Source organism: Streptomyces roseoverticillatus (assembly GCF_000719265.1).
GTDB lineage: Bacteria > Actinomycetota > Actinomycetes > Streptomycetales > Streptomycetaceae > Streptomyces > Streptomyces roseoverticillatus.
The window spans coordinates 146,937-159,978 of sequence record NZ_JOFL01000004.1; the positions used below are offsets into that span (position 1 = coordinate 146,937).

Below are 13,042 nucleotides of genomic sequence, written 5' to 3' on the forward strand. Positions count from 1 at the left end.
TGCCTCGACTGTGTTTACCGTCGTGACCGCTCGCCACCGCGAGCACCACGGTCGTCACGCCGAATCCTGCCGACGGCCGCTGGAGTCGTCGCGCAAGCGCCGTAGGCAGGAGCGGGGGAACCAAGGTAGGCGCCGGGAACGGCTCCTCGGCCCGAAGCAGGGCCGCTGGACCGGGACCGGCTAGGGGTGAAGCCGAGTGTGCAGGCACTGCTCGCACAGGAGGCCGGGCGAACTCACAGCCCGAACCCGACAGCTCACCTCGTAGGCGTCGGTGAGGAAACGACTCATGTCCAAGGGCAAGCACCGTCGTCCGTCCAAGGCCGTCCGTATCGTCACGCTCGCCGGTGTCGCCGGCGCCGCCGTGGCCGCCCCGCTGATGGTCGCCACCTCCGCCAACGCCGCCTCCGTTCAGACGTGGGACAAGGTTGCCGAGTGCGAGTCCAGTGGCAACTGGTCCATCAACTCCGGCAACGGCTACTACGGCGGTCTGCAGTTCTCGCAGTCCTCCTGGAACGCCGCCGGCGGCCAGAAGTACGCCGACCGCGCCGACCACGCCTCCAAGAGCGCCCAGATCGCCGTGGCCGAGAAGCTGCTCGCCATGCAGGGCCCGGGCGCCTGGGGCTGCGCCGGTGCCGGCAACCTGACGGCCGGCGGCCCGAAGGCGAACGTCGACGCCGACTCGGGCACCTCCAAGACCTCCCGCAGCGGCGGCTCCGTCTCGGGCAAGTCCCACGCGGACCGCAGCGAGCGCCAGGCCGCGCCGAAGAAGGCCGCGCCCAAGCGCACCGCTCCGCAGACCGCCGAGCGGGAAGAGGCCCCGGCCCCGAAGCAGACCGCGCCGAGCCACTCCGCTCCGCAGTCCTACAAGGTCGGTGACGGCGAGTACGAGGTCAAGGAGGGCGACACCCTCTCCAAGATCGCCGACGCCAAGAACGTCAAGGGCGGCTGGCAGAAGCTGTACGACCGCAACAAGGACATCGTCCAGGACGCGGACGTGATCTACGTCGGCCAGAAGCTGCACCTCAGCTGACCGAGCTGACAGGGGCGGCCCACGCGAGTGGGCCGCCCCTCTTTGTCTTTTACCGGAGAATTCCTCATGTGCGCGGCGCTCCCGGCATTTGAGCTGTTTTGTTGATTTTGCGGATTTTTCGGGTTTCCCGGCCCGGAAACACGGTCCAACGGCGAGGTGAGCCTCCGGCGCCCGTTAGGCTCGTGCTGCAGAACCTCAGACACACACGAAGGAGACCCTCGTGCCGTCCATCGACGTCGTCGTAGCTCGCGAGATCCTCGACTCGCGAGGCAACCCCACGGTCGAGGTCGAGGTCGGCCTCGACGACGGCTCCACGGGCCGTGCCGCCGTGCCGTCCGGCGCCTCCACCGGCGCCTTCGAGGCCATCGAGCTCCGCGACGGTGACAAGAACCGTTACATGGGCAAGGGCGTCGAGAAGGCCGTCCTGGCCGTCATCGAGCAGATCGGCCCGGAGCTCGTCGGCTACGACGCCACCGAGCAGCGCCTGATCGACCAGGCCATGTTCGACCTGGACGCCACCGACAACAAGGGCTCGCTCGGCGCCAACGCCATCCTGGGCGTCTCCCTCGCCGTCGCGCACGCCGCTTCCGAGGCCTCCGACCTTCCGCTCTTCCGCTACCTGGGCGGCCCGAACGCGCACCTGCTGCCCGTTCCGATGATGAACATCCTGAACGGCGGCTCGCACGCCGACTCCAACGTGGACATCCAGGAGTTCATGATCGCGCCGATCGGCGCGGAGTCCTTCTCCGAGGCCCTGCGCTGGGGCACCGAGGTCTACCACACCCTCAAGTCGGTCCTGAAGGCCAAGGGCCTGTCCACCGGCCTGGGCGACGAGGGCGGCTTCGCCCCGAACCTCGGCTCCAACCGCGAGGCCCTCGACCTCATCCTCGAGGCCGTCAAGCAGGCCGGCTACACCCCCGGCCAGGACATCGCGCTCGCGCTCGACGTCGCCGCCTCCGAGTTCTACAAGGACGGCGTCTACACGTTCGAGGGCAAGGACCGCACCGCCGCCGAGATGACCGAGTACTACGCGGAGCTCGTCGCCGCGTACCCGCTGGTCTCCATCGAGGACCCGCTGTTCGAGGACGACTGGGACGGCTGGAAGACCCTCACCGAGAAGCTCGGCGACAAGGTGCAGATCGTCGGTGACGACCTGTTCGTCACCAACCCCGAGCGCCTCGGCCGCGGCATCGAGGAGGGCGCCGCCAACGCCCTGCTGGTCAAGGTCAACCAGATCGGCTCGCTGACCGAGACCCTCGACGCCGTCGAGCTGGCCCAGCGCAACGGCTTCAAGTGCATGATGTCGCACCGCTCCGGCGAGACCGAGGACGTCACCATCGCCGACCTGGCCGTCGCCACCAACTGCGGCCAGATCAAGACCGGTGCCCCGGCCCGCTCCGAGCGCGTCGCCAAGTACAACCAGCTCCTGCGCATCGAGGAGATCCTGGACGACGCCGCGGTCTACGCCGGCCGCAGCGCCTTCCCGCGCTTCAAGGGCTGAGAACCCCGGGGGCCGAGAACTCCGGGGGCCGCGGCTCCCGGGGCTGACACGGCCTCAGAACCGCAGCCTCACCACGTCCCCGGCCACGGTCCCGTACCGTGGCCGGGGACGTACGTTCGTAGCGGGGCTGCGGGCGACCAGGACCTCGGGGAGGCGAAGTGGCGGCGGACCGTTCCACCGCGACCAGGCTCAGGGCACTCGGCTCGGTGCTCGTCCAGGGCCCCACGGCCCGCGTCTACCGCGCCCGGGGCCCGCGCCGCAGCCGGCTGACGGGCCGCGCGGCGCTGCTGGCGCTCGTCGTGTGCTCGCTGGTCGTCGCCCTCGCCTACCCCATGCGCCAGTGGGTCACCCAGCGCTCCGACATCGCCGACCAGCGCCGCCAGTCCGAGCGCGCCCGCGAGCAGGTGCAGCGGCTGGAGGACGAGAAGGCGCGGCTGGAGGACCCGGCGTACGTCGAGCAGCAGGCGCGCGAGCACCTGCACTACCTGCGCCCCGGGGAGACGGGCTACAGCGTGGTCGACGGCAGCGGCACCGCCCGGCGGCCCCGGGACCAGGGCGCCGCCGACCGCCCCTGGTACAGCAATCTGTGGGACGGTGTGGACGCCGCGGACACCCCGCGCTGACGCCCCCGTACCGCCCCTTCACGAACGCCGACAACGGCGAACCGGCCGACAACACCGAGCGAAGACGACACGAGCGAGCACATGGACACCCCTCCGCCCCAGACCGAGCCCACCGAGCCCACCGCCGCCGACATCGAGGCGTTCAAGGAGCAGCTGGGCCGCCCGCCGCGCGGGCTGCGCGCCATCGCCCACCGCTGCCCCTGCGGTCAGCCCGACGTGGTCGAGACCGCCCCCCGGCTGCCGGACGGCACGCCGTTCCCGACGACGTACTACCTGACGTGCCCGCGCGCCGCCTCCGCGATCGGCACGCTGGAGGGCTCGGGCCTGATGAAGGAGATGCAGGACCGGCTGGCGACCGATCCGGAGCTCGCCGCCGCCTACCGCGCCGCGCACGAGGACTACCTCCGCCGCCGCGACGCGATCGAGGTCCTGGAGGGCTTCCCGAGCGCGGGCGGCATGCCCGACCGCGTCAAGTGCCTGCACGTGCTGGTGGGTCACTCGCTGGTCGCGGGCCCGGGTGTGAACCCGTTCGGCGACGAGGCGCTGGCGTTGCTGCCGGAGTGGTGGGCCAAGGGCCCGTGCGTGACGGCGTGCGCCGCCCCGGACGGGGGCGACGAGAAGTGACCCGCGTCGCCGCCGTGGACTGCGGCACCAATTCCATCCGCCTGCTCGTCGCCGATCTCGACCCGGCGACCGGCGCGTTCACCGAGCTCGACCGCCGGATGACGATCGTCCGCCTGGGCCAGGGCGTGGACCGCACGGGCCGGCTGGCGGACGAGGCCCTGGAGCGGACGTTCGCGGCCTGCCGGGAGTTCGCGGAGGTCATCCGCGAGCTGAAGGCCGAGCGGGTGCGCTTCGTCGCCACCTCCGCCTCGCGCGACGCCGAGAACCGCGAGGACTTCGTGCGCGGCGTGGTGGACATCCTGGGCGTGGAGCCCGAGGTCATCAGCGGTGACCAGGAGGCCGAGTTCTCCTTCACCGGCGCCACCAAGGAGCTCTCCGGCCGGTCCGACCTGGCCAGGCCGTTCCTCGTCGTGGACATCGGCGGCGGCTCCACGGAGTTCGTCGTCGGCGAGGAGCACGTGCGGGCGGCGCGCAGCGTCGACGTCGGCTGCGTGCGCATGACGGAGCGCCACCTCGTCGCGGACGGCGCCGTCGTGGACCCGCCGACGCCGGAGCGCATCGCCGCGATACGCGAGGACGTCGAGGCCGCGCTGGACCTGGCCGAGGAGACCGTCCCGCTGGAGGAGGCCCGTACGCTCGTCGGCCTGGCCGGCTCGGTGACCACGGTCGCGGCCGTCGCGCTGGGCCTGACCGAGTACGACTGGACGCGTATCCACCACGCGCGGATCTCCCTGGAGCAGGTCCGGGAGATCACCGGCAAGCTGCTCGCCTCGACGCACGAGCAGCGTGCGGCGATCCCCGTGATCCACCCGGGCCGGGTCGACGTGATCTGCGCCGGTGCGCTCGTCCTGCAGGCGGTCATGGAGCGCGTGGGCGCCCATGAGGTCGTCGTGAGCGAACACGACATTCTGGATGGAATCGCCTGGTCCATCGCCTGAGAAGGCGTCCCGCGACGGCCCCTCCGGGGGCCTCCGGGAGAAAGTTCGTGAAATCCTTCACATGAAAAAAGGGAGCGTTGGCGGCGCGAAGGGGCCTGTTGGCCCCTTCCGGGGGCTCCGGAGGTCCCTGCGACGCGATGCCGTCCGGTTTCGGGCGGGTTAAAGGAGCGTTTATGTGATCGCCGTTGCAGCAGTGGTCTAGTCAACCTGACGCCCACAAGGCCAGTTCAACGGGGGTTCCCAACGCATCCGGAGCCGAAGTGGTTCCCTTACGGCCGTATGGCATGGGTCACGGCGGCGGCGGAGTGTAGCAGATACCCTCAGGCCCCTTGTGAAGGGGCTCACGAGCATGCCTGCGGAGAGTGCTGGATACTCGAATCATGAGCACCACGGAGCGTCCACGGATCCTCGTAGTAGGCGGTGGGTACGTCGGCCTGTACGCGGCGCGCCGCATCCTCAAGAAGATGCGGTACGGCGAGGCGACCGTCACGGTCGTCGACCCGCGTTCGTACATGACCTACCAGCCCTTCCTGCCCGAAGCAGCTGCCGGCAGCATCTCCCCCCGCCACGTCGTGGTGCCGCTGCGACGCGTGCTCCCCAAGGCGGAGGTCCTCACCGGCCGCGTCACCACCATCGACCAGGACCGTAAGGTCGCCACCGTCGCGCCGCTCGTCGGCGAGGCGTACGAGCTGCCCTTCGACTACCTGATCGTCACGCTCGGCGCCGTCTCCCGCACCTTCCCGATCCCCGGCCTCGCCGAGAACGGCATCGGCATGAAGGGCGTCGAGGAGGCCATCGGCCTGCGCAACCACGTCCTGGAGCAGCTCGACAAGGCCGACTCCACGACCGACGAGGAGATCCGCCGCAAGGCGCTGACCTTCGTCTTCATCGGCGGTGGCTTCGCGGGTGCGGAGACCATCGGCGAGGTCGAGGACATGGCGCGCGACGCCGCCAAGTACTACCCGAACGTCAAGCGCGAGGACATGCGGTTCGTCCTCGTCGACGCCGCCGACAAGATCCTCCCCGAGGTCGGCCCCAAGCTCGGCGCGTACGGCAAGGCGCACCTGGAGAGCCGCGGCATCGAGATCCACCTCTCGACGTCGATGGACTCCTGCATCGACGGCCACGTCGTGCTGAAGAACGGCCTCGAGGTCGACTCCAACACGATCGTGTGGACCGCGGGCGTCAAGCCCAACCCGGCGCTGGCCCGCTTCGGCCTGCCGCTCGGCCCGCGCGGCCACGTCGACACCCTGCCGACCCTCCAGGTCAACGGCACCGACTACATCTGGGCCGCGGGCGACAACGCCCAGGTTCCGGACCTCGTCGGCCGCGCCGCGGGCAACGAGAACGCCTGGTGCCCGCCGAACGCCCAGCACGCGCTGCGCCAGGCCAAGGTCCTCGGCGACAACGTCATCTCGGCGATGCGCGGCTTCGGTGCCGCCCAGACCGAGTACAAGCACGCCAACAAGGGTGCGGTGGCGGGCCTCGGCCTCCACAAGGGCGTGGCGATGATCGTCATGGGCAAGATGAAGATCAAGCTCAAGGGCCGTCTCGCCTGGTACATGCACCGTGGCTACCACGGTCTGGCCATGCCGACCTGGAACCGGAAGATCCGCGTCTTCGCGGACTGGACCCTCGGCATGTTCCTCAAGCGCGAGGTCGTCTCCCTGCGCGCCATGGAGAACCCCCGCGAGGAGTTCTACGAGGCCGCGAAGCCGGCCCCGCAGCCCAAGGCCGACTCCGTTCCCTCGGAGAAGGCGAAGGCCTCCTAACGGCGGTCGCGGCTCGGCCGCGGTCAACCAGTCGGCAACGGCGTCCACCAATCCGTGGGGTGGGCGCCGTTGTCGTATGTCCGGCCACCGTCAGTTGATCTAATCTGACTGAACGGGACTACCGTGCCGACTCTTGGTGTTTAGGTGTCAGTTGAACGTTTCTCCTGACTCAGCATCATGGAGGTGTGTGCGACATGGCCGACGCCGCTCGACGGCTCACCGCGCTCGCGGAAGAGGTTCTGGGAGCTCCGCTCCCGCTCCGGATCCGCGCCTGGGACCGCAGCGAGTACGGCCCTCCGGGTACGCCCGTCCTGGTGATCCGCCGCCGCCGCGCCCTGCGCCGGCTGCTGTGGAAGCCGGGCGAGCTGGGCCTCGCCCGGGCCTGGGTCGCGGGCGACATCGACGTCGAGGGCGATCTCTACGAGGCGCTCGACCTCCTGGCCGGCTCCCTCTGGGAGCGCGGCGAGGGCACGCCCCGCTCCGGCCTCGCCGCCCTCCTGGCGGCCGTGCGCGACCCGCGCCTGCGCGCCGCGGGCGGTGAGCTGATCAAGCTCGCCGGCCCCGGCCTGCCGCCCCGGCCGCCCCGCGAGGAGGCCCGCAGGACGAGCGGCCCGCTGCACACCCTGCGCCGCGACAAACAGTCCATCAGCCACCACTACGACGTCGGCAACGCCTTCTACGAGCGGGTCCTGGGCCCCTCGATGGTGTACTCCTGCGCGTACTGGGAGAGCCCGCAGTCCACTCTTGAGGACGCCCAGCGCGCGAAGCTGGACCTCGTCTGCCGCAAGCTCGCCCTCGAACCCGGGCAGCGCCTCCTCGACGTCGGCTGCGGCTGGGGCTCGATGGTGCTGCACGCGGCCCGCGAGTACGGGGTGAGCGCCGTCGGCATCACCCTCTCCGAGGAACAGGCCGCCTACGCCCGCAAGCGCATCGCCGAGGCCGGCCTCGCGGACCGCATCGAGATCCGGGTCCAGGACTACCGCGAGATCTCCGACGGCCCCTTCGACGCCGTCTCCTCCATCGGCATGGCCGAGCACGTCGGCTCCGCCCGCTACGCCGAGTACGCCGCCGACGTCCACGCCCTCCTGAAGCCGGGCGGCCGGCTGCTCAACCACCAGATCGCCCGCCGCCCCCTGAAGAACGAGGAGGCGTACGAGGTCGACGAATTCATCGACCGCTACGTCTTCCCGGACGGCGAGCTCGCCCCCGTCGGCCGCACCGTCGCCCAGCTGGAGGAGGCCGGGTTCGAGGTGCGCGACGTGGAATCGCTGCGCGAGCACTACGCCCTGACGCTCCGCCAGTGGGTCGCCAACCTGCAGAAGCACTGGGCGGAGGCCGTGGACCTCACCTCGGCGGGCCGCGCCCGGGTCTGGCGCCTCTACATGGCCGCCTCGGCGCTGTCCTTCGAGCGCAACCGCATCGGCGTGAATCAGGTCCTCGCCGTCCGGACGCCCGGGTCGGGCGCTTCGAAGATGCCACTGCGCACGCGCGACTGGCGCTGAAAGCGGCGCGGGGCCCGGTCCGTACGGACCGGGCCCCGCGCGTCGGTGGACGGGTGCCGGGCTACTCCGCCTTGATGGCGGACAGCATGTTCAGCTTCGCCGCCCGGCGGGCCGGCCACAGCGCGGCCAGCACGCCGACCACGGCGGCGAGCAGCAGGAACAGGCCCATCCGGCCCCAGGGGAGCACGAGCTCGTACGTGTTCAGGGCCTTGCTGATGAGGTCGCCCGCGGCCCAGCCGAAGAAGACGCCGAGGCCCACGCCCATCACGCCGCCGAAGAGCGAGATGACCAGCGACTCCAGGCGGACCATCCGCTTGATGCCCTTGCGGTCCAGGCCGATGGCGCGCAGCATGCCGATCTCCTGCTGGCGCTCGAAGACGGACATCGCCAGGGTGTTGACGACACCGAGGACGGCGACGACCACGGCCATGGCCAGCAGGCCGTAGAGGATGTTCAGCAGCAGGTTGATGCCCTTGGCGATGCCGTTGGAGATGTCCTTCTTGGTCTGGATCTGGATGGCGGGGTTGTCACCCAGAGCCTTGCGGAGGGACTCCTTGACGGACTCGCCGGCACCGTTCTTGGTCTTGACCATGACCTGGCGGTCGCTGATCTCGCTCTGGTGCGGGGCGACGGTCTTGACGTCGACCATGATGCCGCGCATCAGGTCGTTGCCCTTGTAGACGCCGGAGACGGTCAGCTTGCCCTTCTTGCCGTCCTCGAAGGTGACGGGGAAGGAGGAGCCGAGCCCCCAGTGGTGGGTGCGGGCGGTGGCATCGTCGATGACGACCTTGTCACCCGACAGCCCGGCGAACGAACCGGCCGTGAAGTCGAGCTTGGTCAGTTTCCCGATGGTGGCGCCGTTGACGCCCGTGAGGTTCTGGAAGTCGCCGTCGATGCGGGACGCGGACATGCGCAGCGGGCTGGTGGCCGTGACGTCGGGGTGCGCGGCCAGCTTCTTCTCCACGTCGGGGGAGAGCGAGGTCATGCTGGCCATGGAGACGACGTAGTCGGCCTTCATGGAGGACGTGGCCATCTTGTCGATGGCCTGCTGGACGCTGCCGGCGATCACGGTCATGCCGGTGATCAGGGTGAGCCCGATCATCAGCGCGGAGGCGGTCGCGGCGGTGCGGCGCGGGTTGCGGACCGCGTTCTGCCGGGCGAGCTTGCCGGGCATCCCGAACAGGCGCAGCACGGGCGCGGCGGCCGCGATCAGCGGGCGGGACAGCAGCGGGGTCAGCACGAAGACGCCGATGAGGACCACCCCGGCGCCCAGGCCCATGGTGTTGCTGGCCGAGGCGGTCAGCACGACGGCCGCACCGATCGCGGTGAGGGCACCGCCGATGGCGTTGCGCACGACCAGGGAGCGCGTGGTGGGCACGGCGTGGAGGCTGTTCATGGCGGCGACCGGCGGGATCTTCGCGGCGCGGCGGCCGGGCAGCCAGGCGGACAGCATGGTCACGAGGATGCCGACGGCGAGGGAGACCACGATCGTCGACGGTTCGACGACCAGCGGGCCGTCGGGGAGCGGCGCGCCGTTGCCCTTGAGCAGCGAGCGCAGGCCGACGCCGATGCCGATGCCCGTGACGAGGCCGGCGACGCCGGCGACGGTGCCGATGAGGAACGCCTCGATGAGCACGGAGCGGGTGACCTGGCGGCGGCTCGCGCCGACCGCGCGCATCAGCGCCAGCTCCTTGGTGCGCTGGGCGACCAGCATGGTGAAGGTGTTGGCGATGATGAAGATGCCGACGAAGAGCGCGATGCCGGCGAAGGTCAGCAGGATGGTCCGCTGAGCGTCCTGGTCCTGCGCGATCATGCGGGCCTGCTCGTCGGCGAGCTGCTTGCCGGTGGTGGCCTCGGCGTCGGCGGGCAGGATCTTCTCGACGGCGGACTTGAGGGCGGCCTGGGAGGTGCCGGCCGCGGCCTTCACGTAGATCTCGCCGAACTCGCCGGGCTTGCCGTACAGCTTCTGCGCGGTGGCGGTGTCGAAGAGGGCGAGGCTGCCGCCCGCGGAGACGTTGCCGTCGTCGGTGGTGAAGATGCCGGCGAGCTTCTGCTGGAGCACCGGGCCGTCGACGGAGACGCGGACGGTGTCGCCGGTCTTGTAGCCGCCGCGGTCGGCGGTCTTGGCGTCGAGGGCGATCTCGCCGGAGCCCTGGGGCGCGCGGCCGCTCTTGAGCGGGTAACGGGCGTCCTTGCCGCCGGTGCCGGGGTAGTAGTTGGAGCCGGTGGAGTTGAAGCCCTCGCCTATGAGCTCGCCGTGCTTGTCGGCGATGGCGGCGAAGCCGTTGACGGTGCCGGTGACACCGGCCGCGCCGGGCACCGCGGCGGCCTGGTCGAGCAGGCGCTGGGTGAGCTTGGGCGCGTCGCCGGGGTTGCCCTTGTCGCCGTCCTGCCGGTGCGGCTGGATGGCGACGTCGACGCCGGTGAAGCCCTTCTCGGAGCTCTTCTTCTGGGCGGCGGAGATGGTCGAGGTGAAGACCAGGGTGCCGGAGACGAAGGCCACGCCGAGCATCACGGCGAGGACGGTCATCAGCAGCCGGGCCTTATGCGCGAGGACGTTGCGCAAGGCGGTACGGAACATGGTCTGTGTGTCCTGGGGGAGTGGGCCCGTGCCGGGCCGTCGTCGGAAGCGGGGGACGGCGGAGCCGTGCCTCAGCTGGTGCGGCCCTTGGCGTCGAAGCGCTTCATGCGGTCGAGGACCGCGTCCGCGGTGGGCTCGCGCATCTCGTCGACGATGCGGCCGTCGGCGAGGAAGACCACGCGGTCCGCGTAGGACGCGGCCACGGGGTCGTGGGTGACCATGACGACGGTCTGGCCGAGCTCGCGCACCGAGTTCCGCAGGAAGCCCAGGACCTCCGCGCCGGAGCGCGAGTCGAGGTTTCCGGTGGGCTCGTCCGCGAACATGATCTCGGGCTTGCCGGCCAGGGCGCGGGCGACCGCCACGCGCTGCTGCTGGCCGCCGGAGAGCTGGTTGGGGCGGTGCTTGAGGCGCCCGGAGAGGCCGACGGTGTCGACGACCATGTCCAGCCACTGCCGGTCGGGCTTCCGGCCGGCGATGTCCATCGGCAGGGTGATGTTCTCCAGGGCGGTCAGCGTCGGGAGGAGGTTGAACGCCTGGAAGATGAAGCCGATCTTGTCGCGCCGCAGCCGCGTGAGCTTCTTGTCGTTCAGCGTGGTCAGCTCGGTGTCGCCGATCGCGGCCGAGCCGCCGGAGACGCTGTCCAGGCCGGCCATGCAGTGCATCAGCGTGGACTTGCCGGAGCCCGAGGGGCCCATGATCGCGGTGAACTCGGCCTGCCGGAACTCGACGGAAACCGCGTCCAGGGCGACCACCTGGGTCTCGCCCTGCCCGTAGACCTTGGTGAGGCCCGTGGCGCGGGCCGCCACTGCCGTGGGGCGGGCGGCGGTCTGGACGCCGTAGGGGGAGGTGGTCACGGTGGGGGGCTCCTGTCGGGACGACGGCTCGGGCTGACCACTCCATCGTCGGCGCCGATCGGCCGCGCGGGATCAGACCCAGCTCCCGTTCCCGGGGCAGACCTCGGTCGGACCCGGGCCGCCGCTCCTCCTCCTTGGGTATGACACCGCCGGCGCCGCCGGGGGCGGTGCGCGCGGGGCGCCGGGGGCGGCCGGGCGCCGGTCGGAAGGCGGCGAGATTGCGACAATTCCCTACCCCGTCCGAGCCTCCCCGGTGAACGGGGGGTATCGGCCCGTGGCATGTGCCTTTGGCGTCGTTCCTGCACTGATGCACCCTCAGTTGCCAATAAAATAAGACAACCTCGGGTCATCGTTCCGCTGTTTGGGGGGCGCTCCCCGGCTAGGCTCGTCCTGCTCTCCTCTTACCAGGGAGGCTCGCGCGCCTTTCCTGCCTGTACGCCTGTACACCCGAGAGCGCTGCCCGGATGGTGGAATGCAGACACGGCGAGCTTAAACCTCGCTGGCCCTTCGGGCCGTGCCGGTTCAAGTCCGGCTCCGGGCACTCACCTGCTCCGTGTCCCGCACTCTCCGTAGGGAACCGAGTGCCACCCGTTTGCGTTCTCCCCGTAGCGGCGGGGGAGTGTGCCGGAAAAGATCCTTCCCAAGCACGAGCGCATTCCTTTGCCTACCTATTACCCTGGGGCGCAAGGCCGCGCTCGGCGGCCATGGATGGAGTGAGGATGAGGAGCAGCAACCCGGTCTTCTCGCGGCGGTTCCGCGGCAACAACGGCTACGCGGGCTTCAACGCGGCGCCGCAGGCCGGGACCGCGGCCCAGGGTGGCAACCCCTACGCGAGCAATCCGTACGCGCAGCCCACCAACCCGTACGCCACCAACCCTTATGCCCAGGGCGGCCCGGATCTCCAGCAGGGGTATCCGCAGGCCCCCGCCACCACGGGCCGCATGACCATGGACGACGTGGTCATGCGCACGGGCATGACGCTGGGCACGGTCATCCTGGCCGCCGCCGCCGGCTGGGGGCTGAACGTCCCGGTCGGGATCGGCTACGGCGCGGCCTTCGTGGCCATGCTGCTGGGCCTGGCCCAGTCCATGTTCCTGCGCAAGCCGGTCCCCGCCGTGATCCTGGCGTACGCCGCGTTCGAGGGCCTCTTCCTCGGCGTGGTCAGCAAGGCCTTCAACCACTACGCGCAGGGCGCCCCGGTCCAGGCCGTGCTCGGCACGATGCTCGTCTCGGTCGGCGTGCTCATCGCGTACAAGACCCGCCTGATCCGCGTCGACCGCCGCTTCGTCCGCTTCGTGACGGCCGCCCTGATCGGCTTCGTCCTGCTGACGATGGTGAACCTGCTGTTCGCCGTGTTCGGCGGCGGTGACGGCCTCGGCCTGCGCACGGGCTGGCTCGGCATCCTCGTGGGCGTCGCCGGCGTGCTCATCGGCGCGGCGGTCCTCGCGATCGACTTCAAGCAGGTCGAGGACGGCATCCAGTACGGTGCGCCGCGCGAGGAGTCGTGGTTCGCGGCCTTCGGCCTCACGGTCTCGCTGGTGTGGATCTACATCCAGATGCTGCAGCTGGTCGGCGTCCTCAACGAGGACTGACCCGTCCTCGCGACCGCGTGACGAA

10 protein-coding genes, 1 tRNA gene and 1 riboswitch are annotated in these 13,042 nt (G+C 70.5%); of the genes, 9 read left to right on the plus strand and 2 right to left on the minus strand.

All coding sequences use genetic code 11. The features are described 5' to 3' along the window. Positions 1-87 precede the first annotated feature (87 nt). A riboswitch (cyclic di-AMP (ydaO/yuaA leader) is annotated at positions 88-283 on the plus strand. A gap of 3 nt (positions 284-286) precedes the next feature. The 7 genes from IF61_RS0105910 (at position 287) to IF61_RS0105940 (ending at position 7,990) form a co-directional block, all read left to right on the plus strand. Then, positions 287-1,030 carry a LysM peptidoglycan-binding domain-containing protein gene (locus tag IF61_RS0105910; RefSeq protein ID WP_030365174.1) on the plus strand — a complete coding sequence of 248 codons (744 nt, stop codon included), beginning with the start codon at positions 287-289 and terminating at the stop codon, positions 1,028-1,030. A gap of 220 nt (positions 1,031-1,250) precedes the next feature. Further along, positions 1,251-2,531, plus strand: a complete 1,281-nt coding sequence (gene eno / locus IF61_RS0105915) for a phosphopyruvate hydratase (protein ID WP_030365175.1) — start codon at positions 1,251-1,253, stop codon at positions 2,529-2,531. A 158-nt stretch (positions 2,532-2,689) separates the two neighbouring features. Then, positions 2,690-3,154: an FtsB family cell division protein gene (locus tag IF61_RS0105920; protein WP_030365176.1), complete on the plus strand. Its 465-nt coding sequence runs from the start codon at positions 2,690-2,692 to the stop codon at positions 3,152-3,154. Positions 3,155-3,235: 81 nt separating this feature from the next. Continuing rightward, complete coding sequence (locus tag IF61_RS0105925) at positions 3,236-3,778, plus strand: DUF501 domain-containing protein (RefSeq protein WP_030365177.1); 543 nt, start codon at positions 3,236-3,238, stop codon at positions 3,776-3,778. Then, on the plus strand, positions 3,775-4,716 hold the full coding sequence (locus IF61_RS0105930; protein WP_030365178.1) for a Ppx/GppA phosphatase family protein: 942 nt from the start codon (positions 3,775-3,777) through the stop codon (positions 4,714-4,716). The genes IF61_RS0105925 and IF61_RS0105930 overlap by 4 nt, the downstream gene beginning before the upstream one ends. A gap of 380 nt (positions 4,717-5,096) precedes the next feature. Beyond that, on the plus strand, positions 5,097-6,488 hold the full coding sequence (locus IF61_RS0105935; protein ID WP_030365179.1) for an NAD(P)/FAD-dependent oxidoreductase: 1,392 nt from the start codon (positions 5,097-5,099) through the stop codon (positions 6,486-6,488). A gap of 194 nt (positions 6,489-6,682) precedes the next feature. Beyond that, the gene (locus IF61_RS0105940; RefSeq protein ID WP_030365180.1) at positions 6,683-7,990 is read left to right on the plus strand and encodes a class I SAM-dependent methyltransferase; all 1,308 of its coding nucleotides are present in this window, start codon (positions 6,683-6,685) and stop codon (positions 7,988-7,990) included. A 61-nt stretch (positions 7,991-8,051) separates the two neighbouring features. Here IF61_RS0105940 and IF61_RS0105945 read toward each other — a convergent pair whose 3' ends face one another. Beyond that, the gene (locus IF61_RS0105945) at positions 8,052-10,571 is read right to left on the minus strand and encodes an ABC transporter permease (RefSeq protein WP_030365181.1); all 2,520 of its coding nucleotides are present in this window, start codon (positions 10,569-10,571) and stop codon (positions 8,052-8,054) included. A 71-nt stretch (positions 10,572-10,642) separates the two neighbouring features. Next, positions 10,643-11,425 carry an ABC transporter ATP-binding protein gene (locus tag IF61_RS0105950; RefSeq protein WP_030365182.1) on the minus strand — a complete coding sequence of 261 codons (783 nt, stop codon included), beginning with the start codon at positions 11,423-11,425 and terminating at the stop codon, positions 10,643-10,645. Positions 11,426-11,883: 458 nt separating this feature from the next. On the opposite strand from IF61_RS0105950, the gene IF61_RS0105955 reads away from it, so the two are divergent. Further along, positions 11,884-11,966, plus strand: a tRNA-Leu gene (locus IF61_RS0105955). A gap of 178 nt (positions 11,967-12,144) precedes the next feature. Next, positions 12,145-13,017, plus strand: coding sequence for a Bax inhibitor-1/YccA family protein (locus IF61_RS0105960; RefSeq protein ID WP_030365183.1), 873 nt, complete (start codon positions 12,145-12,147; stop codon positions 13,015-13,017). Positions 13,018-13,042 lie beyond the last annotated feature (25 nt).

Coding starts and splice junctions, on each gene's coding strand:
- IF61_RS0105910 (WP_030365174.1), top strand. CDS start 287: ATGTCCAAGGGCAAGCACCGTCGTCCGTCCAAGGCCGTCCGTATCGTC.
- IF61_RS0105925 (WP_030365177.1), top strand. CDS start 3,236: ATGGACACCCCTCCGCCCCAGACCGAGCCCACCGAGCCCACCGCCGCC.
- IF61_RS0105935 (WP_030365179.1), top strand. CDS start 5,097: ATGAGCACCACGGAGCGTCCACGGATCCTCGTAGTAGGCGGTGGGTAC.
- IF61_RS0105940 (WP_030365180.1), top strand. CDS start 6,683: ATGGCCGACGCCGCTCGACGGCTCACCGCGCTCGCGGAAGAGGTTCTG.
- IF61_RS0105945 (WP_030365181.1), bottom strand. CDS start 10,571: ATGTTCCGTACCGCCTTGCGCAACGTCCTCGCGCATAAGGCCCGGCTG.
- IF61_RS0105960 (WP_030365183.1), top strand. CDS start 12,145: ATGAGGAGCAGCAACCCGGTCTTCTCGCGGCGGTTCCGCGGCAACAAC.